The organism is Nocardia jejuensis NBRC 103114, assembly GCF_001613145.1.
Taxonomy (GTDB): Bacteria; Actinomycetota; Actinomycetes; order Mycobacteriales; family Mycobacteriaceae; genus Nocardia; species Nocardia jejuensis.
On the sequence record NZ_BDBU01000048.1, the window covers coordinates 56,130 to 80,959 of the forward strand.

General features: G+C 68.3%; 25 protein-coding genes. 5 read left to right on the forward strand and 20 right to left on the reverse strand.

Going from position 1 to position 24,830, the window contains the following annotated elements; all coding sequences use genetic code 11:
• The first annotated feature begins 257 nt into the window (after window positions 1–257).
• Window positions 258–3,878, forward strand: coding sequence for an ATP-binding protein (locus tag NJ1_RS31530; RefSeq protein WP_067701700.1), 3,621 nt, complete (start codon window positions 258–260; stop codon window positions 3,876–3,878).
• A gap of 83 nt (window positions 3,879–3,961) precedes the next feature.
• Here NJ1_RS31530 and NJ1_RS31535 read toward each other — a convergent pair whose 3' ends face one another.
• The 4 genes from NJ1_RS31535 to NJ1_RS31550 form a co-directional block, all read right to left on the reverse strand.
• Entirely contained in the window at window positions 3,962–4,306 is a 345-nt protein-coding gene (locus tag NJ1_RS31535; RefSeq protein WP_067701702.1) for a histone-like nucleoid-structuring protein Lsr2, read from the reverse strand.
• A gap of 135 nt (window positions 4,307–4,441) precedes the next feature.
• Window positions 4,442–5,002 (reverse strand): Rv3235 family protein, encoded by a 561-nt coding sequence (locus NJ1_RS39465; RefSeq protein ID WP_157574394.1) that lies wholly within the window; start codon window positions 5,000–5,002, stop codon window positions 4,442–4,444.
• A 131-nt stretch (window positions 5,003–5,133) separates the two neighbouring features.
• The gene (locus NJ1_RS31545; protein ID WP_067701707.1) at window positions 5,134–5,826 is read right to left on the reverse strand and encodes a hypothetical protein; all 693 of its coding nucleotides are present in this window, start codon (window positions 5,824–5,826) and stop codon (window positions 5,134–5,136) included.
• 25 nt (window positions 5,827–5,851) lie between these two features.
• Window positions 5,852–7,372, reverse strand: coding sequence for a flavin-containing monooxygenase (locus NJ1_RS31550; protein ID WP_067701710.1), 1,521 nt, complete (start codon window positions 7,370–7,372; stop codon window positions 5,852–5,854).
• Window positions 7,373–7,462: 90 nt separating this feature from the next.
• On the opposite strand from NJ1_RS31550, the gene NJ1_RS31555 reads away from it, so the two are divergent.
• Both NJ1_RS31555 and NJ1_RS40900 read left to right on the forward strand, forming a co-directional pair.
• Window positions 7,463–8,479, forward strand: coding sequence for an AraC family transcriptional regulator (locus tag NJ1_RS31555; RefSeq protein WP_067701720.1), 1,017 nt, complete (start codon window positions 7,463–7,465; stop codon window positions 8,477–8,479).
• A 213-nt stretch (window positions 8,480–8,692) separates the two neighbouring features.
• Window positions 8,693–8,821, forward strand: a complete 129-nt coding sequence (locus NJ1_RS40900) for a hypothetical protein (RefSeq protein WP_281202232.1) — start codon at window positions 8,693–8,695, stop codon at window positions 8,819–8,821.
• A gap of 84 nt (window positions 8,822–8,905) precedes the next feature.
• Here the strand turns inward: NJ1_RS40900 and NJ1_RS31565 are convergent, their stop codons facing one another.
• The 12 genes from NJ1_RS31565 to NJ1_RS31620 form a co-directional block, all read right to left on the reverse strand.
• Entirely contained in the window at window positions 8,906–9,703 is a 798-nt protein-coding gene (locus NJ1_RS31565; RefSeq protein ID WP_067701724.1) for a nuclear transport factor 2 family protein, read from the reverse strand.
• Between the two features lie 81 nt (window positions 9,704–9,784).
• Window positions 9,785–10,456, reverse strand: coding sequence for a hypothetical protein (locus NJ1_RS31570; protein ID WP_067701727.1), 672 nt, complete (start codon window positions 10,454–10,456; stop codon window positions 9,785–9,787).
• Window positions 10,457–10,483: 27 nt separating this feature from the next.
• Window positions 10,484–11,440 carry an MlaD family protein gene (locus NJ1_RS31575; RefSeq protein ID WP_067701730.1) on the reverse strand — a complete coding sequence of 319 codons (957 nt, stop codon included), beginning with the start codon at window positions 11,438–11,440 and terminating at the stop codon, window positions 10,484–10,486.
• On the reverse strand, window positions 11,437–12,561 hold the full coding sequence (locus NJ1_RS31580; RefSeq protein WP_084479063.1) for an MlaD family protein: 1,125 nt from the start codon (window positions 12,559–12,561) through the stop codon (window positions 11,437–11,439). Before NJ1_RS31580 ends, NJ1_RS31575 begins: the two co-directional genes overlap by 4 nt.
• Window positions 12,558–13,640, reverse strand: a complete 1,083-nt coding sequence (locus NJ1_RS31585; protein ID WP_067701734.1) for an MlaD family protein — start codon at window positions 13,638–13,640, stop codon at window positions 12,558–12,560. The genes NJ1_RS31580 and NJ1_RS31585 overlap by 4 nt, the downstream gene beginning before the upstream one ends.
• Complete coding sequence (locus NJ1_RS31590; RefSeq protein ID WP_245717671.1) at window positions 13,640–14,662, reverse strand: MlaD family protein; 1,023 nt, start codon at window positions 14,660–14,662, stop codon at window positions 13,640–13,642. The genes NJ1_RS31585 and NJ1_RS31590 overlap by 1 nt, the downstream gene beginning before the upstream one ends.
• Window positions 14,650–15,648, reverse strand: coding sequence for an MlaD family protein (locus tag NJ1_RS31595; RefSeq protein ID WP_067701745.1), 999 nt, complete (start codon window positions 15,646–15,648; stop codon window positions 14,650–14,652). Before NJ1_RS31595 ends, NJ1_RS31590 begins: the two co-directional genes overlap by 13 nt.
• Window positions 15,645–16,673 (reverse strand): MlaD family protein, encoded by a 1,029-nt coding sequence (locus NJ1_RS31600; protein WP_067701748.1) that lies wholly within the window; start codon window positions 16,671–16,673, stop codon window positions 15,645–15,647. The genes NJ1_RS31595 and NJ1_RS31600 overlap by 4 nt, the downstream gene beginning before the upstream one ends.
• Window positions 16,674–16,676: 3 nt before the next feature.
• Entirely contained in the window at window positions 16,677–17,540 is an 864-nt protein-coding gene (locus tag NJ1_RS31605; RefSeq protein WP_067701751.1) for an ABC transporter permease, read from the reverse strand.
• Entirely contained in the window at window positions 17,540–18,478 is a 939-nt protein-coding gene (locus NJ1_RS31610) for an ABC transporter permease (RefSeq protein ID WP_084479064.1), read from the reverse strand. The genes NJ1_RS31605 and NJ1_RS31610 overlap by 1 nt, the downstream gene beginning before the upstream one ends.
• Window positions 18,479–18,858: 380 nt before the next feature.
• Window positions 18,859–19,962 carry a calcium:cation antiporter gene (locus tag NJ1_RS31615; protein WP_067701754.1) on the reverse strand — a complete coding sequence of 368 codons (1,104 nt, stop codon included), beginning with the start codon at window positions 19,960–19,962 and terminating at the stop codon, window positions 18,859–18,861.
• Between the two features lie 84 nt (window positions 19,963–20,046).
• Window positions 20,047–20,490: a MarR family winged helix-turn-helix transcriptional regulator gene (locus tag NJ1_RS31620; protein WP_067701756.1), complete on the reverse strand. Its 444-nt coding sequence runs from the start codon at window positions 20,488–20,490 to the stop codon at window positions 20,047–20,049.
• Between the two features lie 256 nt (window positions 20,491–20,746).
• On the opposite strand from NJ1_RS31620, the gene NJ1_RS31625 reads away from it, so the two are divergent.
• Window positions 20,747–21,190 (forward strand): SgcJ/EcaC family oxidoreductase, encoded by a 444-nt coding sequence (locus NJ1_RS31625; RefSeq protein WP_067701758.1) that lies wholly within the window; start codon window positions 20,747–20,749, stop codon window positions 21,188–21,190.
• A gap of 99 nt (window positions 21,191–21,289) precedes the next feature.
• A complete protein-coding gene (locus NJ1_RS31630; protein ID WP_067701761.1) occupies window positions 21,290–22,033 on the forward strand; it encodes a VIT1/CCC1 transporter family protein in 744 nt (247 codons plus the stop codon).
• Here NJ1_RS31630 and NJ1_RS31635 read toward each other — a convergent pair.
• The 4 genes from NJ1_RS31635 to NJ1_RS31650 all read right to left on the reverse strand — a co-directional run bounded on the left by NJ1_RS31635 (window position 22,030) and on the right by NJ1_RS31650 (window position 24,826).
• Window positions 22,030–22,425, reverse strand: coding sequence for a hypothetical protein (locus NJ1_RS31635; RefSeq protein ID WP_067701764.1), 396 nt, complete (start codon window positions 22,423–22,425; stop codon window positions 22,030–22,032). The two genes, NJ1_RS31630 and NJ1_RS31635, sit on opposite strands and share 4 nt — an antisense overlap.
• Before the next feature lie 33 nt (window positions 22,426–22,458).
• Window positions 22,459–22,974, reverse strand: a complete 516-nt coding sequence (locus tag NJ1_RS40070; protein ID WP_157574398.1) for a hypothetical protein — start codon at window positions 22,972–22,974, stop codon at window positions 22,459–22,461.
• Between the two features lie 216 nt (window positions 22,975–23,190).
• Window positions 23,191–23,799 (reverse strand): NAD-dependent epimerase/dehydratase family protein, encoded by a 609-nt coding sequence (locus NJ1_RS31645; protein ID WP_067701770.1) that lies wholly within the window; start codon window positions 23,797–23,799, stop codon window positions 23,191–23,193.
• A 10-nt stretch (window positions 23,800–23,809) separates the two neighbouring features.
• Complete coding sequence (locus NJ1_RS31650) at window positions 23,810–24,826, reverse strand: zinc-dependent alcohol dehydrogenase family protein (RefSeq protein ID WP_067701773.1); 1,017 nt, start codon at window positions 24,824–24,826, stop codon at window positions 23,810–23,812.
• Between the last annotated feature and the right edge of the window lie 4 nt (window positions 24,827–24,830).

The following is a 24,830-nucleotide window of genomic DNA, read 5'->3' on the forward strand; positions in this document are numbered from 1 at the left end:
AACCCCTTCCTCAGGTTGCTTCCACCCGAAAGTATCCGTCAGGGCTCTTCCGGTTCACTTCCGGTGGAGTTGGGCGGTACCGGCACACCGTTAGCTATACGAACTAGATTGCGTACCATGGGGTCTGTCGAGTGGAACGCGAGGTTCATAACTATTCGACAACTGTTCAGCAACCTTTTGGCGTCTCGGACTTTTTGCGAGATAGTGCTCTTCTTGCGGCGAACGTCCGGTTTGCTTTCGCGCTTCGAGGAGGGCCGATGACGGGAGCGGAGCTGCGGGTCCTCGGACCCCTGCGCCTGTCGGTCTCCGGACGTGACGCCGCTCTCGGAACCCCCATGCAGCGCGCGGTTCTCGGCCGCCTCGTCGTCGCTCGAGGCCAGGTGGTCAGCACCGAACGCCTCGTGGAGGACCTGTGGGCCGGGCAACCGCCGGCCAAGGCGGCGGCCGTCCTGCAGGTGCACATCCACACGCTCCGGCGGCTTTTCGAGCCCGATCGGCAACGCCGGGCGCCGTCCCGGTTCATCGTGTCCGAATCATCCGGTTATGCCTTGAAGATCGCCGAGAACGCCGTGGACGCATGGCACTTCGAAGAACAGTTGCGCACCTATCAGGAACTGATCAGCAATCCGGAAACACGCCCCGACCCGGTTCGGCGCCGGGTCCTGCTCGAGACCGCTATGAGCGAATGGCACGGTCCCGCGCTGGAGGCGTTCGCCGGTGCGGATTGGGCTGCCGCGGAGGCGAATCGACTCACCGATCTGTATCTCACCGCCGTCGAACTCGATGCGCACACCAAGCTCGAATTGGGCCGCTCCGGCGAAGTGGTGCTGGGATTGCGCCAGCTGTTCGAGGAGCGCCCGGGGCGGGAGGGGCTGGTTCGGCTGCTGGCATTGGCGCAGTATCGGCTCGGTCAGCAATTGGAGGCGCTCACCACCATCAGGCGGTCTCGCGAATTCCTCGCCTCCGAATTCGGGGTCGATCCGGGACCGGCGCTGCGTCGGCTGGAGACGGCGATCCTCACGCACGCCACGGAGCTCACTCCCCCGAGTCCGCGGCAGACGGACACCCGGCGCGGCGAGGCCGGACCGGCGCCGGCGGTGCAGCACCCCCCGCCCGCCGCCACGCTGCGCGACTCCGACATACCTTTTGCGACAGGATATTCCGCCGAACTCTCCGAACTCCAGTCCATCGCGGAGCAGGTCCGAGGCGGGCGACTGCGCCTGGCCTGGGTGGCCGGTGAGGCAGGCATCGGCAAAACCACCCTCGCCGAGACCGCGCTGTCGGCGCTGGCCGGGACCGGATGGACGATCGCGAGCGGGAGCTGCCCGGAGATCGACGGTGCGCCGATGGCCTGGGCGTGGTCGGAGATCCTCGCCGACCTGGACGCCGGAACCTCGGCGGGCGCGCAGCCGCACACCGGCGACGCCTTCACCCTGTCCCGGACGATCGCCGAACGATGTAGGAGCGCGGCGACTTCCGCGCCCGTCGTGCTGTTGCTCGAGGACGCGCATCGCGCCGACAACGCGACCCTGCAGGTGCTGCGCCAGGTGACCAACTGGCTGCGGGAGGCACCCGTGCTCGTGCTGGTGACCACGCGGCGTTCCGAGGCCGGGCCGGGCGTGCACAACACCGCCGCCGCGCTCGCCCAGCTCACCGCGGTCTGGCTGGAACTCGGCGGTCTGGATCTGGCGGGCACCCGGCAGACCGCGCTCGCGGCCGGACTGCGGCCGATCGACGACGAGCTGCTGGCCCAGCTGCACGAACGCACCGGGGGGAACCCGCTTTTCGTCCGGGAACTCTCGAAATTGGCTGCCGCCCAGGGAAATCTCGATCAGGTGCCCGATTCGATCCGGGAGCTCATCGAGGACCGGATCGCACAGCTGCCCGAGGGCGTCGCGGAAGTGCTGGGGCACATCTCGATCTGGGGCGAGGGCATCGAGCTCGGCATTCTCGGGCTGTGCTCGGGCATCGCCGAGGACACCCTCATCGATCTGGTCGCCGCCGCCGAGAGCGCGGGGCTGGTCGGCACCGGACGCAGCGGCAGCATCTCGTTCGAGCACAGTCTGATCCGCGACGCGGTGTACCTGAGCGTTCCGGCGCTGCGGCGCGGTCGAATGCACTGGGGCGCCTTGGAACTACTCGAATCGCTGGCCGACGAGTATCCGGTGGTGGCCCGCGATCCGGACGTGCTCGCCCGGCACGCCATGCTGGGAGCGAGCGCCGACACCGCCCGGATCGCCATCGACTACGTGTGCGCGGCCGCGCGATTGCGCATGGACCGGCGCATGCACAGCGAGACCGTCAGGCTGCTGCGCGCCGCAGTCGAACTGCACGAGATGGCCGGACACGATGCCGGGCACGCGGATCGCGACGATCGAATCGCGTTGCTGGACAACCGGTGCGCCCTGGTCACCGCGCTCGCCTACGACAACAGGCACCGCGAGGCCAGGGCCGCACGCGGGCGCGCCCTCGAACTCGCCGACCGGCTCGCGGACGTCGCGCTCATCGACCGCGCGCTGACCTGCTGGCGCGCGCCGGTCATCTGGCCGACCCGTGAGTGGCGCGACACCGATCACCGGATGCTGCAGTCGCTTTCGCACGCGCTCGCCCGTTACGGGGTCACCGAGGCGGTGACACGGCCGCTGTTCGCCGCGGCGCTGTCAGGGTCGGGGTCGAGGAGGTTCGGATCCGGAGCCGATCCGGCGTATCGGATGATGTCCCCGTACGGGCCGCTGATCGTCGCGGCCGGTGCGGGGCCGGCGGCTCTGAGCGACTCCGCGTGGGCCACGGTCGTATCGGCCGACTCGATGGCGCTCTCGGCGAACGCGGCGGATCCCGAAGCGGCGGCGGCAGCGGCCGCGACGGAATGGCCCTGGGACGAGGAGAACCCGGTGTGGCCGGTCGACGGCTCACCCGAGATGCTGGTCCGGCTGCTGGTCACCGCGACGTTCGAGCTGGGTCTGAGCGAGTACGCGATCGGGCAGCGGATGGCGCGCTGGGCGCTGGAGTTGGCCCGGGAGGTGAACGACCCGGAATCGGTGTGCGCCGCGATCAATGCCCTGACTTTCCTGGAATCCGACTTCGGGCCCGAGTTCCGCTCGCTCACAGCGGAATTGGAACAGGCCGCGATGAAACAAAGCCTGGCCGAGTACGGGGCGCTGGCCCACTATCTGGGCTATCGGACGGCCCTGGCGCAGGCCGATCTGCGCGAGGCCGGGCGGCGCGCGGCGTTCGCGGTGGAATGCGCCGACGAAGGCCAGCTGCAGCCGCTGCTGGATCTGGTCAGCTGCTTCGCGGCGACGATGGAACTGTTGCGCGGGGACGTCGACCTGGCGGAGCGACTGTATGCGCGCTTCGGTGAGCGGATCGCGCGCGCCGGGACCTCCAATGTCGAAGAGGCGCAACTGTTCTGCGAGGTGGCGATCGGGTGGGCACGCGATGATCTCTCGGCGCTGGCGAATCGGCTGGCCGACGCGGCCGTGACGCTGCCGAGCACGATGTCGCAGGCGTACGCGCTCGCCCTGCTGCACGCGGGGGAACACGAGCGCGCCCGCGCGGTCTTCGATCGGACCGATCCGACCGACGGACCGTATCCCGTCCTCATGTCGGCCATGCGGGCTCGCACCGCCATCGCGCTCGGCGACGACGCGGCGATCGGATCACTGTACGAATTTCTCGCCCCGCACTCCGGAACCGTGATCGGCGTCGAAACCGGGATGGCCGAGTTCGGTCCGGTGGATGCGGTACTCGGCGCGCTGGCGGAAGCGAACGGGGACTTCGACGCGGCGGCGGTTCATCGCGATCGGGCCCGGCAGTTGCTCGAACGAATCCGGTCGGAGTTGCCGGAAACCGGAAGTGCGCTGCTCAGAGCCGCCTAGCCGACCGGTCCGGAATGCGGAAAGCCGGTGATCACAGATCACCGGCTCTCGAATTCACGCGGACGGGAAATTGCCGTCCGGAATTACTTCGCCCGCTGGTACGCCTCGACGATCTCGGCCGGGATACGGCCGCGCGAGGAAACCTGGTGGCCCTGAGCGCGCGCCCACTCACGGATCGCGGTGCTCTCCTCCCGGTCGACGGCCGGACGGGTCCGGCCTCCGACCGTCGTCGCCTTACGCTTGGTGGCGCGACCCACCTTGCGAGCCTTGTCCGCCCACGGCTCCAAGGACTCCCGCAGCTTGCCGGCGTTCTTGACCGACAGGTCGATCTCGTATTCGTTCCCGTCGATCGAGAAAAAGACGGTCTCGTCGGCCTTGGATTCGCCGTCGTAGTCGTCAACCAGAGTTACGGTGACTTTCTTAGCCATGAACTGCCCTTCCGCGTATGAGGTGACGCTATTCGCCGAAATGCTAATGCCGTGGGAGTTAGGTTTCAAACCAGGCACGAATGAAATTGGGAGAGATCAGACTATTTAGCTATTACCGCAGAGACCAGATGGTCTTCAGCAGACCCGGAATGCGGTCAAGCGCCACCCGGAACGACCGCGCACAATACGGGCGGCAAGTGCGAAATGTCGCGTTCCCCGGTCGTATCCCGCGCACACTTCCCCGATGCCGGGCGCCGACATCATCACATCGAGCCTGGTGAGCGTCGCGACGCCGTGCGCGCGGCCGGGAGCGCCCGCCGCGACCAGCGTACCCAGGGCGGCGATCACCGCGGGATCCGCGGAAAGGCGCAATTGCGCCGCGGGACGGCGCCCGTCGAGTACCTCCAGCGCCACCCGGACGACCATGCCCGCGAATTGGCGTGCGGCCGACGCCGGTTCGCCGCAGGCGCTCGGAGTGCGGGCCTTCGCAGCGTGCGAAGCTCGCAATACCCGTTGCAGGACAACGGTTCCGGAGCGTCCTGACACTGTATTACGGCTCGGCGGAACCTGCTCGGCGAGCGGACCGCCGGCCGCGCGCGATCGGGGCGGGGTGGCGGCGGCCCGGCCCGGGCGGCACGGCGCCAGGGGTGGTTCCGACTCCGGCGCGAGGCGCAGGAACTCACCCTCCGATGCCACGGCCACCCCCTCGGTTCGGCTACCGCACGCGCTCGGCGATGCGGGTGGGGTCAGCATCGCACGCACCGGCGCGGCGATGAACGAACCCTCATGCCTCGCACGGGCAGGACCGGTGTGTCGGTGGATCTGGCTCAGAGCAGGGCGAGGCGGCCGGCGAAATCGGTGGGCAGGTACAGCAGCGGGCTGCGCGTCCAGAGCTGACCGGACTCCGGATCGTACTGGTTCGGCATCGGGATGCCCTGGGGCGCAAAGGCGTCGAAGCCGTGCTCGGCGGTGGTCGCGGTGGCGCGCCACAGATGATCGCCGAAAGCCACCACGGCGGCGCGGTCGGTCGCCACGGCGCTGCCGCGCAGTGCGGCGATCTCGGCGGCCACCCCGTCCGTGGACAGGTAGACCAGGGTGCCGTCGGGATCGCGCCGGGGATCGATGGTGATCACATCGGTCAGGCCGTAGCGGGACTTCAGCACCTCGGCGATCTCGGTCTGCGCGTACACCGGGAGGTCGCGGTCCCCGCGCACGGCCATCACCGTCGAGGCCAGGGCGGCGTTCACCGGTCCGGGCTCGCCGACGGTGCGGGCCGGATCCACGCCCGCCGGAATGCGATTGCCGAAGCTGTAGGCCACGATCAGCGACGCGGAGTCCGCGGGTGCGGCCGGGACCGTCCAGAGATCGCGCGCCGCGACGGGCGCCGGCGCGGCAGCCTCGGGCGCTTGCGCCGCGGCGACGGACGCCGTGTCCGCGAGCGCGGTGGCGGGGAACTGCCAGCAGATCGATCCCAGAACCGCGGCGGCCGCGGCCGCCACCGTCGTGCGCGACAGACTCATGGGCCCGATGGTATCGAGCCCGGTGTCAGGAGACCTGCTGCAGGGTCTTGCTCATCGGCACCGGGCGCAGGGTTTTGCTCAAGTCGGTGCGCATGGTGGTGGCCGCGTCCAGCAGGTAGTTCTGGCGCACCTGCCACGGGTGCCGGTCGCCCTGGCGCGGGAAGGCGGCGATCGAGCGCTGCACGTAGCCGGACGCCAGATCCAGCAGCGGCCGTTCGTTCAGCGTCCGCTCCGGTCGCGGCACGACCGCCGAGAAACCCTGGCGATCCATGAATCCCAGCACCTTGCACACCAGTCGGGAGGAGAGGTCGGCGCGCAGGGTCCAGGAGGCGTTGGTGTAGCCGATGCAGACCGCGAAGTTCGGGACGCCGGTGAGCATGGTGCCCTGCCAGACGAACTCGTCGGCGAGGTTCACCGGGGTGCCGTCCACGGTGAGCTCGATACCGCCGAAGGCCAGCAGTTGCAGACCGGTGGCGGTGACCACCACGTCGGCCTCGAGGACCCGGCCGGACTTCAGCCGAATCCCTTCGGGCACGAAGCTTTCGATGTGATCGGTGACGACCTCGGCCTTGCCCTTGCGCATGGCCTTGAAGAAGTCGGCGTCCGGCACCGCGCACAGGCGCTGATCCCACGGGTTGTAGGACGGGGTGAAGTGCTCGGCAACCAGGCTCTCGTCCTTGAGGATTCGCGTGGTGAGGCCGGTGAGCATCTTGCGCGCGGACTCCGGGCGACGGCGGCAGTACTGGTAGAAGCCGATATTGAAGAGGATGTTCTTGGTGCGGATGACGCGGTGCGCCAGTTTCGGCGGCAGCTTCTCGCGAATCGAGTCGGCGATCTTGTCCCGGCCGGGGACCGCGGAGATCCAGGTGGGGCTGCGCTGCAGCATGGTGACCAACTCGGCCCGCTCGGCCATGGCGGGCACCAGGGTGACGGCGGTCGCGCCGCTGCCGATGACCACGACCTTCTTCCCGGCGTAGTCCAGCTGCTCCGGCCAGAACTGCGGGTGCACGACGGTCCCGGAGAAGTTCTCGATACCCGGGAATTGCGGGGAGTGGCCCTGCTCGTAGTTGTAGTAGCCGGAGCACGAGTAGAGGAATCCGCAAGTGAGCGTGCGGGTTTCGACGCCCTCGGGGGTGGTCTGCGCGAGGGTCAGGGTCCAGCGCGAGGCGCCGCTGTTCCAGGCCGCGCCGATGACCTTGGTGTTGTAGCGGATGTGCCGGTCGATGCCGTTCTCCGCGGCGGTCTCGGTGATGTACCGCAGGATCGACGGGCCGTCGGCGATGGATTTGGCGTCGCGCCACGGCTTGAAGGGATAGCCGAGGGTGAACATGTCGCTGTCCGAGCGGATGCCGGGGTACTTGAACAGGTCCCAGGTGCCGCCCAGCGCGGCGCGCGACTCGAGGACCGCGTAGCTGCGACCCGGGTGTTCGGCCTGAAGACGGTAGGCCGCGCCGATGCCGGAGAGTCCGGCGCCGACGATCACCACGTCGAGATGCTCGGCGGGGGCATCTACGGGCTCGGACTGGGTCGAGGTCGCGGCGTTCATGGTCTCCAGTCTGTTCCGGGTGGAAGGTCCTTTCTTGACTCTGCACGACAAGTATTTGATTCTGTACGACATGATGGTGCGGAGGCCGCCGTGTCGGTGATCAGGTCCGCGGGACTGCGCGGCTTCCGCGCCACGGTGTCCGAGCTCGGCGGCGACGCCGAAGAACTGGTCACCGCCTGCGGGCTGCCGGTCGCCGCGCTCGACACGGACGATCTGCTGGTGCCGGACCAGGCCGTGGGCGCGGCGCTGGAACTGGCCGCGCATCGGCTCGACTGCCCCGATCTCGGACTGCGCATGGCCCGGCGGCAAGAACTGGACATGCTCGGGCCGCTCGCGCTCGCGATCCGGAACTCGCCCACCCTCGCCGGGGTGCTCGAGTGCACCTCGCGATACCTGTTCGTGCACGCGCGCTCGCTGAGTCTCACGATGGGGCCCGACCCCTACGGTGATCGCGGCGTGGTCGCGCTGCGGTACGGCGTCAGCGCGCCCGGACTGCCGACGCCCGTGCAGGGCACCGATGTCGGACTGGCGTTCGTGCACAGGGCGATTCAGCGACTCGCCGAGGAGCGATACGGACTGCGCTCGGTGGAACTGCCCTATCGGCCCGCCGCGCCGATTCAGGTGTACGAGGAATTCTTCGGCGCGCCCGTGCGCATCGAGCGGCCTGTCGCGCTGCTGCGGGTGCCGAGCAGCCTGGCCAATCGATCGCTGTCCGGCGGGGACGAGAACCTGCACCGGCTCGCGATGGCATTTCTGGCCGAGCAGTCCGGCAGCGAGGCGGGGGCGATCGCGCCGCGCGTGCGCACCACGCTGCAGAAGTTGCTCGGGACCGCGGCGCCCGAAATCGGCGCCGTCGCACGGCTGCTCACCGTCCATCCGCGGACCCTGCAGCGACGACTGGCCGCCGAGGGGACCACGTTCGCGGCCGTGCTGGACGAGGTGCGCCGGACCGAGGCGCGGCGCTACCTCACCACCACCGACATGCCGATGAGTCAGGTGGCCTCGCTGATCGGGTTGTCCGAGCAGTCGACCTTCACCCGGTGCGCACAGCGGTGGTGGGGGGCGACGCCCAGCGCCGTCCGCAAGGGGCGGACGGGTGCGAGCTGAGGGCGCGGCGGCAGTGGTCGCGGGTGTCACAGCTCGAGCGGACGGCGTGACGGCGCGAGCAGGGACGTAAGAGTCAAACGCCGCATAGAGTTTGCGTGACGACGCGTGTCGATCCGACGAAGTGACCCGGCGCGCACGCACTATGGGTCGATGATCGCCGAATGCCCTTCCTGCGCTTGGCCCTCTCCGACTCCGGTGTCCTCCCATCGCGCCGTGCAGTATTCGCGATGCGTGTGCGGGCAGTGGCTGATCAGCGTGGGCGGCAAGGTAGTCGGATCCGCCGGGGGCACCACCTTCAGCAAAGGTGATGCCGTGGCCGAGCTCTTCGGCAAGAGAGACTGACTCCACAGAGCCGGAAAACCGCGCGGCGGAAGCTGATTCGGCCGCGCGCTCGATTCAGCCCGGCTACACGAGGATTCAGCCCGGCTACACGAAGATGCGGACCGATTCCACGCGGGTGCCGCGATCGGTGAAGTCCAGCTGCGCGACACCGCGGCCGTCGCGGGTGTCGACGGTGGCCGTCACGGTGCGCCCACCCGCGATCGGCTTGCTCCAGCGCAGACCCTTGGCGCGAGTGGTGAAGTCCTCCAGCGACATCACGCCGTCGGTCCCCCACCCCAGGCGCGGCACCGGGGCGAGCGCGCTGCGCATGGCCGGAACCTCGCCGCGACCCACCGCGTCCAGCAGACTGCCCGCCGCACGGCGACCGGCCGCGCCGACACCGCGCAGGCCCTGCATGAAACCCAGTGCGCCGCCGATACCTTGATTGCCGATCAGCTGCGGTCCGAGCTTCGCGCCGGCCACCAGGCCCCCAACGCCCGAGCCCAGCAGTTGACCGATCATGCCCGCCAGCTCCCAATGCGCCCGCAGCGCAACAATTTTCAGTGTGCCTTCCACCTCGGCCAGGTCGTAGCGCAGATGCATGGGCACGTGCAGGGTGACACCGGTCGACATGGTGGTGGCGATGGTCAGATCACGGAAGACGGTTGTGCCGCACACCACGTCGTTGGCCACGTCGAAGGCGATCCCGTTGGGCCCGATGAAGGTGTCGTAGAACCGCTCGATCGCGGCCCGGCCCACGTGCGGACGCGAGCCGACCGGGTCTTCGACGCTGCCGTTCCCGGCGAACAGATCGACCCAGGCGGTGCGGTCGTGCGCCCCCACCGCGCGCGGAGAGGCTTCGACGGTCGCCAGCAGTTCGGCGGCAGTGGGATTCGCGGGCACATGTCCTCCAGGTGATGAAGCGAGCGCGCGCGATGATACCGGGCACCCGGTCCCCTCGGAAGAGGGAACCGGGAGCGTGGACTACTGCTTGGGCAGCGGCAGGTCGATGCCGCCGACGTCGGTGACCTTCCAGTCGTTCTTCGGATCGACGTTCACCGTGTAGTAGATGGTGGTCAGCACGCCGTCGGGATTCTGCGCATTGGTGGAGTTGACGTTCAGATAGACATTGACCTTGTAGACGCCGTTGTCGCGGGTGATCACCTGCGAACTCAGCAGCGTCGGGCTCGAGGTCCACTTCAGCGGGACCAGGATCTCCTGCAACTTGGACGACGTGGCGTCGAACTTGCCGGCCAGGGTCGGGGTCGTGTTGGCCTTGAGCCGCGCGGTCCAGGCGTTGAAGTCCGCGTAGTTCAGGTTGGCCGCGCCCATCGCGTAGTCGGTGGCGACCTGCTCGGCGTGCTTGTCGTCGGCGACCGCCGCCTCGGAGTCGCGCACGTCGCCGCGGGCCGAGAGCCACAGGGAGGTGGTCGTGACCACCGCGATCAGCAGCACCGCCGCGGCGGCCATGAGACCGAGTGTGGACAGCTTCAGCGAGACGGTCTTCGCGGCCGGGGCCTCGGCCCGCGGGGCCGTCTTCTCGGTGTCGGTCGTCTCGGTGCCGGTCTTCTCGATGTCGACCTTCGGGGTCGCCGTGGCGGAGACAGCGGTGGCCTCCGCGTCGACTGCCCGCTTCGGCTCGGTGTCCTGAGACATCCGCTTCTCCTTCTTCTCCGGGGGGTATTACTTGACGTCGACCTGCACGCGCACGGCACCGTCACCGGTGTTCGCGAGCGCCTGCGAGATCAGGCTGCTGATATTGATCTGGGGTCCGGCCGTGCGCGCGGCATCCGCGAGGGGCGCCAATGCGGGGGCGAGAGTCTTCAATTCGGGTCCGGCCTGCTGCAACCAGTCGGTCAGCTTCGCCAGGAAGGGTGCCAGGCCGTTGCCGTCCACGTAGACCTGTGGGCCGGGGGCACGGTCCACCAGTCTACCGACCGCATCGACCAGCGCTTCGAGGGACTGCTCGAACTGCAGGAACGCCGGTGCGGCCGTCGCTGTCGCGGCGCCCATCCCGTCCATGTTCGAGGCCGCGACCTGGAAGCTGTTGAGTAGCTGTGCGATCTTGGGTTCCCGGCTCATGATGGCGGCGGCCAGCAGATCACCGGCGCGGGTCAACCGCGGCATGGCCGAATCCGTGTCGTGGAAGGCGGTGCCGAGGGTGTCAGCCAGCGAGGCCGCCACCTTCGGATCGAGCTGGTTCATGACCTTGTTGACCAGGCGCGACACCGCGGGAATCGAGAGCGGCGAGGTCACCGTGGCGGTGTCCAGGCGCTGCCCGTCGCGCAGGTACGGGCCACCGCCGGTCTTGGGCCGGAACTCCACATACGGCTCACCCAGCGCGGAGAGCTGCTCGATGCTGATCACGCTGTCGGTCGGAAGCTTGCGGTCGGCGTCGATCCGGAATGCCACCTCGATACCGCGAGCATCGCCCTGCACCGAGGTGACCTTGCCGACCCGCATGCCGGTCAGCAGAATCGGCGAACCCACGCTCAGGCCACCGGAATTCGCCAGCACCATCGAACCGCTGGTGTACTCCGCGAACGGATCCGCGCGCACCACGCCGAAGGTCAGGTAGGTCGCGCTCACCACCGTGACGGCGGCGATGCCGCCCAGCGACGCCAGGGGACCCCATTTCATCGCACCGCTCCGATCATGCGCAGGCCGGCCAGAATATTGGTGACCTGATCGTCCCGAGACACTGAATCCGTGTGCACGCCGGTGATATTCACCTTCGGGCCCTGTTCGACGAACGGAATCAGCTTGTCCCGCAACAGCGAGACCAGCAGCGTCAGGTTCGAGGGCACCGAGAGATCCAGCGGCCTGCCCGACACGGCCAGCGGCGCGAACGCCTGCACGGCGGCATCACCGGAACTCGCCACCGGGCCCAACCACGCCAGCGAGGTGCCGAGCTGACCCAGCACCGTGAAGATCTGTGCCACACCGCGAATCGAGTTGGTGACCCCGACCAGGGTGTCCACCGACTCCTGACTCAGTTCGTGATCCAGGTAGTCGACGCGATCGTGCAGCACCTGTGCGTTCACACCGAGTCCGTTGAGCAGGCTGTCCACCGAGTCCAGGTTCGCGGCCAGATCGATCGCGTTGCCCGCCGCGTTCTGCGCGATGCGCTTGGTCTCGTTCGGGTCCTGGGGCAGCACCGCGTTGAAGCGCTCGATGATGTCCTGCAACTGATTCACCGCGCCGCCCTGGGTGAAGGCGGCCAGCGCGGCCATGGTGTCCTCGAGCTGAACCGGCGGGCGGGTGCGCTCCTGGGGGATGGTGCCGCCGTCCTTCAGCAGCGAGGAGAAGCCGTCGGGCGGGGTGGTCAGCGCCAGGTGGATATCGCCCAGGACGGTGTTCTGGCGCAGCTCGGCCACGGTCGTGGTGGGCAGCTGCACCCTGGTGGAGATCTCCGCGTCCACCACGACGAATCCGCCGCGGCCGTTCGAATGCGCCGAATCCACCACGCGCACACCGAGAACCGTGCCCACCTGGGCGCCGTTCGCGATCACCTTGGCGCGGGCGGGCAGGTTCAGGACATTGCCGAACTCGATGTGCACGCGATAGGTCGGACCCGAGACCGTGGTGCCGGGGACCGGGACCGAGGACGGGTCGAAGGCACAGCCGCCGATACCCGCGAGCAGACCCGCGGCCAGCACGGCGGCGCCGGCGCGCCGGACGGTCGACGGTCGCGCGGAGCGGGATGTCGACGGGCCCGCCGCATCGGTGTCGAGCCGGAATTCCCAGCGTCCGAATCTCATCGCGTTCCTGCCATTCCGAGGACGAGCGGTACCAGCGGCACGTTCACCAGACCGTCCGCGGCGGTCGCGCAGCCACCGGGCTGCAGGGCGTTCACGGCCGCGCATACCTGCTCGGCCTGCGGCGCGGGCAGGGCCGCGCGCGGGGAACCGTAGGTCATGCCCGAACCCATGAGCGACTGCGCGGCGTTCGTGACCGCCGGGAGCTTGAGCATGATCTCCGAGAGCGAGCCGACATTGGCGCGCAGCAGGCGCACCAGCGGGAGGGTGTCGTCCAGCGCGCGCATGATCGGATCACCGACGATGGTCACCAGATCGTTGAGCATGGGCAGCGCCTCACCGAGGCGATCGATCAATTCCGCACCGGGACCGATCAATTCGGTGCTCGCGTCGTTCAGCGCGGGGGCCAGGCGCAGCAGCATGGAACGCAGATCGCCCCAGTGCTGCTCGACCTTCTCACCGACCGAGGCGAAGGCGTCGAAGATGCCCACCAGATGTCCGATGTCCGCATCCGGTTGCGCCAGAGCCGAACCCAGCTTCTTCACGATCGCGTTGATCTGCGGTCCGGCGCCGGCGGTGGCGGCGTCCAGGCCGGACAGCCCGCGCTCGAGCGCGTCCGGAGCCGAGGCCTGCTGCAGTTGCGCGGACAGATCCGCGAGCGCGGTCAGCGTCTCGGTGATGCTCTTGGGCGTCAGGGTCTTGCTGATGCACCGGGAGGGCTCCCAGTGCGCGGCGTTCTTGCCGCTGAACAGCACCGCCAGATTCCGGTCCGCCACAATGGAATCGGCGACCGTGGTGGCGGCGGCGTCCGCGTACACCGGAATTTTCGCGTCCACCGAGAACTGGACCTTCACCTTGGGACCGTCGGATTCGATGGAATCGACAGTGCCCACCGCGATTCCGCGCATGGTCACCTTGTTGCCCACGTACAGGCCGACGGCATCGGGCATGACCGCGCAGTACGCCTGCGTCTTCTTCATCGGATCGAAGTAGAGGAAGTAGCCGACCACCGCGAGCACCGCGACCAGCACCGCACCGGCGATGGACATGAAGGCCTGGGATCCGAGCATGCGCTTGAACATCAGCAGTCCTTCCCGGGCATCGGAATGCACACCTGCGGCAACGTCACGGTCTGGCCGGACTGGTCCACCGTCACCCCGTCCTCGGGGATCACCAGGTCGGACAATTTCTTCTGAAGTCCCTGTGCGGCATCGAGAGTCGGCTGAAAACGCGCGCCCAGCTGTTCGAGCTGGGTGATGGCGTCGTTCAGCTTGGGCTTCAGCGATTCGTCCCACGCGGGTGCCGCGCCGGCCAGACGGCCGACCACGTCGCTGAGCAGCCGCAGCGCCTCGGCCATCTCGGTGTGCTTGTCCGCGAGCACCGTGACCAGCAGATTCGCATTGTCCATCAGACGGCCCAGATCGCGCTTCGCGCCGTCGTACATGGTCACGTACTCATCGGCCACCGCGACCGCATCGGAGACCTGGGAGCGTTGACGATCCAGGGCGTCCACGTAATTGCTCACCGTCCGCAGCGTGGTGCGCAGGCTGTCCGGCGCGCCGTCGAGCGAATCCCCCAGGGCGGCGAGGTTCTGGTTCAGGGACTTGCCGTCGATCTTCGCCAGCGGGGCGGCAGCGTCCTGGAACGTCTCGACCAGGCTGTAGGGCAGGCGAACTCGATCCACGGGGATCGGGAGCGAACCCAGCGCCCGGTCACCGGCCGGGAACAGCGCCACGTAGTGACCGCCGACGATGGTGAGCATGCGGATGTCCAGGGAGCTCTTGTCCCCCACGAACACATCGGAATTCACGGTGAAGCGCATGATCACCCGGTCCGGCATCAGCTCGAGCGATTTCACCTCACCGACCGAGATACCGGCGACACGCACGTCATCGCCGGCCTTCACCGACTGCGCCTCGGACAGCTCGGCGGTGTAGGTGTGCTTGCCGAACGGAATCACGTACAGCGCACCGGCGGCCAGTAGGCCCAGCACGACCAGCACCGCGCCGATCACACCGAGTCGCAGCTCACGCCGCTTGGTGGTGGCCTCGTCGACGACCCGATCGTCGCCGAACAACCGGCGAGGCAGTCTCATCCGTTGCATATCGCCACCTGCTGTCCCGAAATCAGCACCTTCACCACGGATGGCACATCGGCGTTTCCCTTGCTGCACACCGGCTTCCAGCCACTCGGGCTCGCCGGCAGCGACGCGTCGGCCGCACCCAGCACCGCGGGCAGACGGGTGAACACGTCCACCGCCTCCTTGGCGTCGGGGAAGATCCGGCGGATCAGGGCGTCCACATCGCTACCGCTGGAAATACCCAGGGTGCGCAGCAGATTGTCGATCGGCCGCAGCACCGACGGCGCGGTCAGCGCGAACTGCGCCAGGCCGCCGATGTTCTGCTGCAGGGCTTCGAAGATGTCGGACAGCTGGGCGAGCAGCGGCACCAGGTAGTGCACGCGACCGGCCAGACGGTCCGACAGATCCGACATATTGCGGATCAGCGTCCAGATCACCTGCTGGCGGTTGTCCACATGGGCGGCGAGCTTGCCGATGGCGTCCATGGCCGGTCCGACACCGCTGCCGTCACCCTCGATCAGGGCGACCATGCTGGCGCTGAACTGATTGATCGCCTCGGGAGAAATGGTGGCCAGCACCGGCTTCAGGCCGTTGAAAAGGCTCGTCACGTCGAAGGACGGGACCGTGTGCTCGAGGTCGATCCGCGCGCCCGCCGCGATCCGGTTACCCGGCTGCGGCTGCTGCTGCAGATCGATGTACCGCTGCCCGGTGAGATTCTGATAGCGGATGGCGAGCTTGCTGTTGTCGTACACCGGGGCATCGGTCTTGACCGACACGCCCACGCGCGCCGACGTGCCCTCCAGTTCGATGCTCTTCACCTTGCCGACCTGCACGCCGTACATGCGCACGTCATCGCCGACCTTGAGGCCGTTGGCATCGGCGAACAGCGCGTCGTGGTTCTGCGTCGAGCCCGACACGGGTCGCTGAATCGCGGTCAGCACCAACATGAGCACCACCACGATCACGCCCGCGAACAGCGCCAGCCGCCATGCGGCACCCTTCACGCTCATCGCGCACCTCCCAGCAGCGGCACCGCGATACCGGGCACGCCGCGCAGTTCCACCTCGACGTTCAGCACCGGGCCCTGGCCGTTGTCCGGCATGGCCGCCCGCAGTCGCTCGAGCAGCGCGCGCAGGTCGATACCGGACTGCTGCGGATTCGGCACCATCTGGGTGAGCGCGGTCAGCACCGGCACCAGCATGTCGGTGGCGCCGGACAACTGAGTTCCGGCCTGGCCCAGCGTGTTCGACAGCGCGGGCAGCAGTTGGCCGGTGACGATGGCCAGACCCTGATCGTAGGAGTCCCGATTCTGTTGCAGGCGTTGAATACTGCGCAGCAGATCGACCACCTGCACTGTGGCGCCCGCGAATCGGCCGCCGCCGTCGAAGGCCGGGCCGAGTTCGCCGAACAGCTGCGACAGCGGCATCTTCTGGTTGTTCGCGATGGTGGTCTGCGCGGTGATCAGGGCCTGCACCAGCGGGGTGAGCGCCTTGGTGTCGGCCGCGGCCTGCGCGATGACCGAGGCCATCTGCGGTGTCAGCACCGAACCGCCGACCTGCGACATGCTGCGCAGGATCGAACCCATGGTGGCGTCGTACACCGCGGTGGCGTTGCCGCCGGTGAGGTCGATCGTGGTCCCGCTGCGCAGCGGAGCGCCGCCCGGCCCCTTGCGCAGATCGATCTCGCTGATGCCGAAAAGGTTCGCGGGGGCGTAATCCACCAGCAGGCTGTCGTCCAGACCGAAGAGCCGGGAATCGTCCAGTCGCAAGTCGATTCGCTGCGTACCCCTGAGGTCGGGCGAGATCTCGGTGACCTTGCCGATCAGCACGCCGTTGATCCGCACATCGGTGCCGACCAGCACGCCGTCGCCGATCTGCTCGGTGCGCAGGGAGACGGCTATGCCCTCCTCGGATTTCTGCGAGCGGTACAGCAGCGTGCCCAGCCCGAGGACCACCACCAGTCCGAGCGCGACCGCGCCGACGACCATCGAGCGGCGGCGATCGACAGCCACGCCCGGCATTGCGTAATTCGGCATCCCCTACCCCGTGAACGTAATCGCCGAGTTGAAGCCCCACAGTCCGAGGGACAGCACCATGTCCAGCGCGATGATCGCGACCGAACTGGCGCGCACCGCCTTTCCGGAGGCGATGCCGACGCCCTCCGGACCGCCGGTGGCGAAAAAGCCGTAGTAGCAATGGATCAGGATCACCACGACCGCGAAGATCGCCACCTTCACCACCGCGGCGATCACGTCGAACCCGGAGACGAACTGGAAGAAATAGTGGTCGTACACACCCGCGGCGGAGCCGTGCACCAGCGTGATCAGCCCGCGGCACGACGCGTAGGACAGGATCAGCGCGATCAGGAAGGTCGGGACGATGGCGACCGCGCCGGCCAGCACGCGGGTGGTCACCACGAACGGCACCGAGCGCAGACCCAGCGATTCGATCGCGTCGATCTCCTCGCTGATGCGCATCGAGCCGATCTCCGCGGTCATGCGGCAGCCCGCCTGCGCGGCGAACCCGATGGCCGCCACGATCGGCGCGAGCTCACGGGTGGTCGCGTAGGCCGACACCAGACCGGTGACCGGGCCCATTCCCAGCATGTCCAGGGTCGCGAAGGACTCGACCGCGACCGACGCGCCCATGACCATGCCCAGCACGATCATCATCGGGACGGTGCCGCCACCCACGATGATCGAGCCGCGACCCCAGGTCATGTTCGTGATGGCGCGCATGGTCTCGTCGCGGTAGCGCTGGAGCGTCAACGGAATCGACGAGAGCACCTGCCATACGAAGGACAGCACGAAGCCCAGCCCCTCGACCCGGCGGAAGAGCAGACCGCGCTTGCGGTAGAAGCGCGCGAACCAGCCCAGCCCCTTGGGCACGTAGGTCGCGGACATCACGCCAGCCTTGTCGGGAGGAACATGGCGGTGATCTGGGTGGCGACCAGGTTCACGGTCACGATGGACACCACCGACAGGACCACCGCGGCGTTGACGGCATCGGCGACGCCACGCGGGCCGCCCTTGGCCTCGAGGCCGCGCTGACAGGCGATGATCACGACGATGAAGCCGAAGATCACGGCCTTGAGCAGCGACACCCAGACATCGGCGGTGGTGGTGAAGGAGCCGAAGGTGGCCCAGTAGCTGCCGGGCGTCACGTTCTGGCCGCCGATGGCGACCATGTATCCGGCGAGCACGCCGACGAAGATGATCAGCACGTTCAGCAGCGGGGCCACCACGACCATGGCCACCAGGCGCGGAATCACCAGGCGGTCGATCGGGCTGATGCCCATGGTGTGCAGCGCGTCGATCTCCTCGCGGATGGTGCGTGCGCCCAGATCGGCGGCCAGCGCCGCCGCACCCGCGCCGCCGAGCAGGAAGCCGGTGGCCAGCGGTGCGCCCTGCTTGATGACGCCCAGGCCGCCGGTCGCGCCGAGCAGCGAATCCGCGCCGAGGGTGTGAATGAGGTTGCCGACCTGCACCGAGACGATGACGCCGAACGGAATGGCCATCAGGACGGCGGGAATCGCCGTGACCGTGATCAGCCGCCAGGCCTGCAGGATGGCTTCCTTCCACTGGAAGGTGCCGCGCGCGATGCCGGTGAAGGTTCCGATCACGGCCGCCTGCGCGATTCCGGCCGCCCGGCCGAAGGTGCGCAGCGAGGACACCGCGGTGGTGGAGAAGTTGTCACGCACGATGCGCACCGCGGAATTCTTGCGGCGTACCGGCTTGCGGCGCACGTTCTCAGGTCGCGCGGCGGGGTCGTTCGGATCGCCGGCCGAGCCGTTGCCCACAGTGCCGTTGCCCACAGTGCTCTCGGGGAGCGCCCGCGTCATGCCGCGACTGCTTGTTCGAGGCGTCGGAATCGACGCCGGGTGACGAGCTTCAAATTTTCTTCTCCGTGATCGGCAACACTGCCTGCCCTCAAAGCTAATGGTTACCGAGAGTTACAACAAATCGGTTGGACGTGTGATCCAGGCCCCTGAGTTACTTATCAGTACCAATGACGAAGAACCCGTTCAGCGGGCTATCACCGCATGTAAACGGGCATTCTAGAACGTGTTATCAGAGTGGATCGGCTATGGATATGACCTGGGACACCCAGTCGGCGAACGCTTGGCGAGCCCCTTTCGAGGGGGAGAGCCATACCCAAACCAAAAATGAGTGAACTAGCAGCTACCCAACCTGAGAGGTCCGTTCGGACGCTCGCACCGCGTCAGGGACTGACGGCCAGGAACACGAAGCCCGCGAACAACACCAGGTGCACGCAGCCCTGAAGCAGCGTCGCGCGGCCCGGCACCACCGTGAGCACACCGACCACCACGGTCAGCGCGAGCAACACCATCTGAGTGGCCCCGAGCCCGAGCATGAGCGGACCCTCGATCCAGATCGAGGCCACCGCGATCGCCGGAATGGTCAGGCCGATGCTGGCCATGGCCGAGCCCAGCGCCAGATTCAGGCTGATCTGCACTCGATCGCGGCGCGCGGCGCGCACGGCCGCGATGGTCTCGGGCAGCAGCACCAGCAACGCGATCACCACACCGACCGCGGACTGCGGCAGTCCCGCCGCGGCGATGCCGGATTCGATGGACGGGGTATCGAGCTTCGCGAGACCGACCACGCCGACCAGCGCGACCAACAGCAGACCCAGACTCAGCAGCGCCTGCCGCCCGGTCGGCGGTTCCTCGTGATCGGCGACGGCATCGATCTCGATATCACCCTCGGCCGAGCCCTCCACCGGGAGGAAGTCACCCGGATGCCGCACGGTCTGCACCATGACGAACACGACGTAGAGCACGAGCGAGGCGACCGCCGCGAAGATCAACTGCGAGGCGCTGAACACCGGGCCCGGCTCGCTGGTGGTGAAGGTCGGCAGCACCAGGGTCAGCGTGGCGAGGGTGGCGACCGTGGCCAGCGCCGCGCCGGTGCCCTCGGAATTGAAGACCGCGATCCGTCGCCGAGCAGCACCCACCAGCAGCGACAGCCCGAAAATGCCGTTGCACGTGATCATGACCGCCGCGAACACGGTGTCGCGGGCCAGGGAGGCCGCCTTCTCGCCGCTGGAGAGCATGAGCGTCACGATCAAGCCGACCTCGATGATGGTCACGGCCACCGCCAGAATGAGCGAGCCGAACGGTTCACCGACCCGGTGCGCCACGGTCTCGGCGTGGTGCACGGCCGACAACACCGCTCCGACCAGCGCCGCGGTCACCAGCGTGACCATTACCGGCCCGAGTTCATGACCCCAGGACAACGCCAGCAGCACAGCGGCCAACAGGGGGACGATCACGGACCAATAGCGCGTGCAGAAGCGGACCATACTCCCATCGTTCCAGCAAATTGTTCGCATTCACCGCAAAACGAGAGCCATGCCTCCCCGCCGGGGTGGCGGGCATGAGCGGAATCAGTCGATCTGCTCGGCAGCCTGCTGGAACGCCTCGGCCGCGCGGGCGAAGTAGTCGAAGAGCACTTCGCGCTGTTCGGGCGTGTATCCGCCGATGATCTCCCCGATCGACTGCCGCACCGGGGCCAGCACCCGGCCCAGGTCCGCCGGTTGTGCGATGGGCTCGACGATAACCTTGCGGCGATCGCCCGGATCCGCGGCGCGGCGCACATAACCGGCGGCTTCCAGACGGTCGATGAGGCGAGTGGTCGGACCGGTGGTGAGACCGGCGCGCGTGCCCAGCTCCCCCGGCGTCATCGCGCCGCCGAGTTCGAGGATGTTCAGCGCGTACAGATCCGTCGCACCCAGCCCGACCGCCTTGGCCCCGGCCTGCGCGTGCAGAACCACCGCGCTCAGGTATCGGCGGAACACGTCGTGACCCTCCGGCCCGGCAGGTGTTGACACGAATCACTCCCTTCGCTTAATCTCTTCTTCAACGAAGAAACTTCTTACAAGAAGAAACATCTTTCAAGCAGAAGAATAACACGGAAGGCGTATTCCCGATCCCCACCACGCGGCCGGGACCCGCACCGGTGACCGGCGCGAGCGCGGGCATCGCCGACGCCTCCGACCGCCCACACTTCGCGCCCGGGGAATCTCACCGGGCGAAATCGACAGGTCCGAAACCAGTGGAACCACCCACCCTCGAAGGGGAAACATCATGTACGCCAACGATTCCGACACCACCGCCATCCGCAGCCTGATCGAGCGCAGTCGGCAGGCCTGGGGACGGGGCGACGGCGCGGCCTACGGCGCCTGCTTCACCGCCGACGCCACCGACGTCACCTATGCCGGCACCGTCTACCACGGCGGCGACGAGATCGGCGCGGCCCACCAGGCGCTGTTCGACAGCTTCCTGAAGGGCACCAGCCTGACCGTGGAGATCCTGGAGATCCGGCGCTACGGGGCCGACACCGCGATCGTGGTGACGCGTGGCGAATCCGCCAGGGGCGAGGCGAAGAAGCTCGGAAAACTGGCCACCTACACGGTGATTCGCGAATCCGGGCAGTGGCTGATCGCGGCGGTGCAGAAGACCCGGCACAAGCCGATCATGGAGGCCATCTCCTTCAAGTTCCAGCCCGCCACCCGCCCCGCCGTGCACTGAGACGGCGAATATTCGCGTCGACTCCCCCCGGCACCGCCGTGATCCCCGCGTCGCCACGGGTTCCGGCAGTACGGGCACAGCGTGCAATACGCTGCGTGGATGGCCGAATCGACCGGAACCGATGCCTCCGACAGCGACCTACCGCACCCGCACGAGCCACACGACACGAGCTTGGCTTCCAGGCTGAATTGGTTGCGGGCGGGGGTGCTCGGGGCCAATGACGGGATCGTGTCGACAGCCGGGCTGGTGGTCGGTGTGGCGGCGGCGAGCACCGAGACCTCGGCGATTCTCACGGCCGGTGTCGCGGGGCTGACCGCCGGGGCGATCTCGATGGCGGTCGGTGAGTATGTGTCGGTGAGCACGCAGCGCGATTCCGAGCAGGCGCTGCTGGCCAAGGAACGGCGGGAACTGGCCGAGGAACCGGAGTTCGAGCTCGCCGAGCTCACCCAGATCTACCGGGACAAGGGGCTTTCCGAGGAAACCGCGCGGACGGTGGCGCTGGAGTTGACCGCGCACGATGCGTTCGCCGCGCACGCCGAGGCCGAATTGCGTTTGGACCCAGGGGATCTCACCAATCCGTGGCATGCGGCGCTGTCGTCGGCGGTGTCGTTCACGCTCGGCGCGCTGCTGCCACTGCTCGCGATTCTGCTGCCGCCGGTGTCGTGGCGCATCCCGGTGACATTCGTCGCGGTGCTGGTGGCGCTGGCCGTGACCGGCAGCGTGAGCTCACGGCTCGGCGGCAGCAATCCACGGCGCGCGGTGCTGCGCGTGGTCGTCGGTGGCGCGCTGGCCATGGCCGTCACCTACGGAATCGGCCAGCTCGCAGGGGTTTCCGGGATCTAGCGCGCGGGCGGGGCCGGTGCGGGCAGCGGCCGGGGTGCCCGCGGATAGACGTGCGGCGCGACCGGGCCGTCCACCAGGACGGGCGCGTCCACCGGATGTGGTTCGGCGGGCGGCAGCGGAATCACGACCGCCGGCGGAATCACGACCGCCGGTGCGGCGGGCGGCAGTGTGACGGCGGGCGGGCCCACCACCACGGACGGCGCGGGGCGCGAGACCCCGCTGGTGCCAACCGAATCGGAGACGACGGGGTCCGGATCGGCGGAACCGGTCAGGGCTATGCCGATGGCGATCGCCATCGCCATGAGCCCCGAGACGACAGCCACGGCGGCGACCGCACGCGGATCGATATCGCCCTCGGGGGCGGTCCGATTCTCTTCGACACTGCCGAGCATGGCTGTCCTCCTTCGATTTCCGGGAGCGGCACGCTACGGCGCGGGCGGCGGCGGGGGTGGTGGTGGCAGCAGGAACGGCAGGATGGGAGCGAGAATGTCCGGGATGGCCGGCGGCGGCGGGGCGACCGGTTCCGGCGGAGGCGGAGGCGCTTCGGGGGCGGGTTCGGGCGGTGCGGCGGGTGGCGGCTGATATTGCTGCTGCACGGGGGCCTGCGGAGGGGCTTGCGGTGGGGCCTGCGGGGCCTCGACCACGGGGGCGGCGGGCTCGGGGGCCGGAGCAGGAGGCGGTGGCGGGGGCAGCGGGGATCCGGCGGTGCTGGTCTGCTTGCGGGTGCTCGACCCGGGCGTCTGACTGGTGTCGGCGCTGCCGGTCGAGGAGCCGCCGAATCCGTCACGCAGGTCGGAGCCGATCAGGCCGAACACCACCCCGAAGGACAGCACCAGCAGGACCACGAGCACCCGGGGTGACATGCCGCCGGGCGTCACTAGACCTGGCGTGTCGTCGTCCTGGGCCGCAGCGGGTTGCTCCCGCACTGCAAGGGGTGCCACCGGGGAACTCCTTCGATCCGAAGCTGGGTGCCGCCGATCCGAAAAGCTCGTCCTTCAGGACGGTACACAGATTTGCTGCGAACCTGAATGAACTTCACGGAAGGGAAATATTCCAGGTGAGTATCTTTTGATGACAATTGCCAGTTGATTGCTTGGCGCAGGTCACCGATACCCCGGCCGTCGTGACGGCCTTCGGATCGAGCGAGTACCGGACGATCAGGAGACCACGAGAAAGTCCTGCGCGCCGGCATCGGTGAGCTCGTAGATTCCGGTGGTGAGCTCCAGCGCGCGAGCGGTCCGGGCAGCCGCCTCGGCGATCTCGATGCGCGGGGGCTCGGGCAGAGCATCCTGGTAGTAGGTGCCCGGACCGTGAAACTGGCCGTAGCGCAACACCACTCCACCCGTGGACAGCACCGACTGCTCCAGGAATTGCTTGGCCGCTTCGCCCTCTCCGGTCATGGCCCAGGCCACGCTCTGCGCGACGAAGCGGGTCGCACCGGCGGCCGCGGCCGCGGCGAGCAGATTGGCGGTGCCCTCGCGCCGGATCCGGGCATTGGCGATCCGGCCCTCGGCGATCTTGGCGGGGTCGTCCGGGAGGTCGGTGAGCTGGTGCATCACCAGCTCAGGCGCGTAGGCCGTGACGGCGGCGGTCAGGGCCACCGCGTCGAAGGCATCGCAGACCACCGGTTCGGCGCCCGCGTCCACGAGGAGCGTGGCTTTGCCCCGGGAGCGGGTCATGCCCGCCACCTCGTGTCCCGCCGCGATCAGCAGCGGGACCAGAGCGGTACCGAGGACACCGGTCGCACCTGCCAGAAAGATACGCATTTTTCCGACATTAGGGGATGGCGATGACGACCTTGCCGAACGGGTCGCCCTCCTGGAAGTAGCGCAGGGCCGCCACGGATTCGTGCAGCGGGAAGACCCGGTCGATCACCGGGCGCACCTGATGTTCGGTCATGGTGACGAGCATGGCTTCGAGATCGGCGCGGCTACCGACCGCGATGCGGCGCAGGGCGGCGTACTTGCCGCCGAGCGGATCACCCGAGGGACGGCCGGCAGGGGCGGGGAACGCGCCGATCAGCGAGACCTGGCCGTTGTAGGCCACGCTGGCAAGGGATCTGGGCAGGGTGAGTGGCCCCACCGCATCCACCACGACCTGCACGCCGTCGCCGCCGGTGCGGTCCAGCACCGCGTGCTCCCAGTCGGGGGTGCGGGTCCGGTCGATCACCTCGTCCGCACCCAGTGCGCGCAGACGCTCGCCCTTGTCGTGCGACGTGATCGAAATGACCTGTGCGCCCAGCGCTTTGGCGTGCTGCACCGCGAAGAGCCCGACCGGTCCGGTGCCGACGGTCAGCACCGTGTCACCCGGGCCCACGGCGGCCGGCTTGGTGACCCCCGCCCAGGCCACGGTCCCCGCGCAGGTCAGGCTCGCCGCCTCCGCATCGGTGAGATAGGCGGGGACGCGCACGACCGACTCCTCCTCGAGCACGACGTAATCGGCGAGCCAGCCGTCGTGCGTCGCACCGTATTGCTGCGATCCCAGCGTCTGGGTCTGACGGCCGTCGACCCAACCCACGAAATAGGTCCCGGTGACCCGATCACCGGGCGCGGCACGGGTCACCCCCTCCCCCACCGCGACGACCTCGCCGACCCCGTCCACCAGCGGCACCACCCCGGTTCGCGCGGTGAGGGGGTAGGTGCCCGCCATCAACATGATGTCCCGGCGGTTCACCGAGGCCGCACGCACGCGCACCAGCACCTGATTCGGCCCGGCCTCGGGGATCTCCCGCACCCGGGCGCTCAGTCCCGCCAGTCCACGCAGCGGTTCCAGTTGGTAGGCAAGGGTATTCATGATC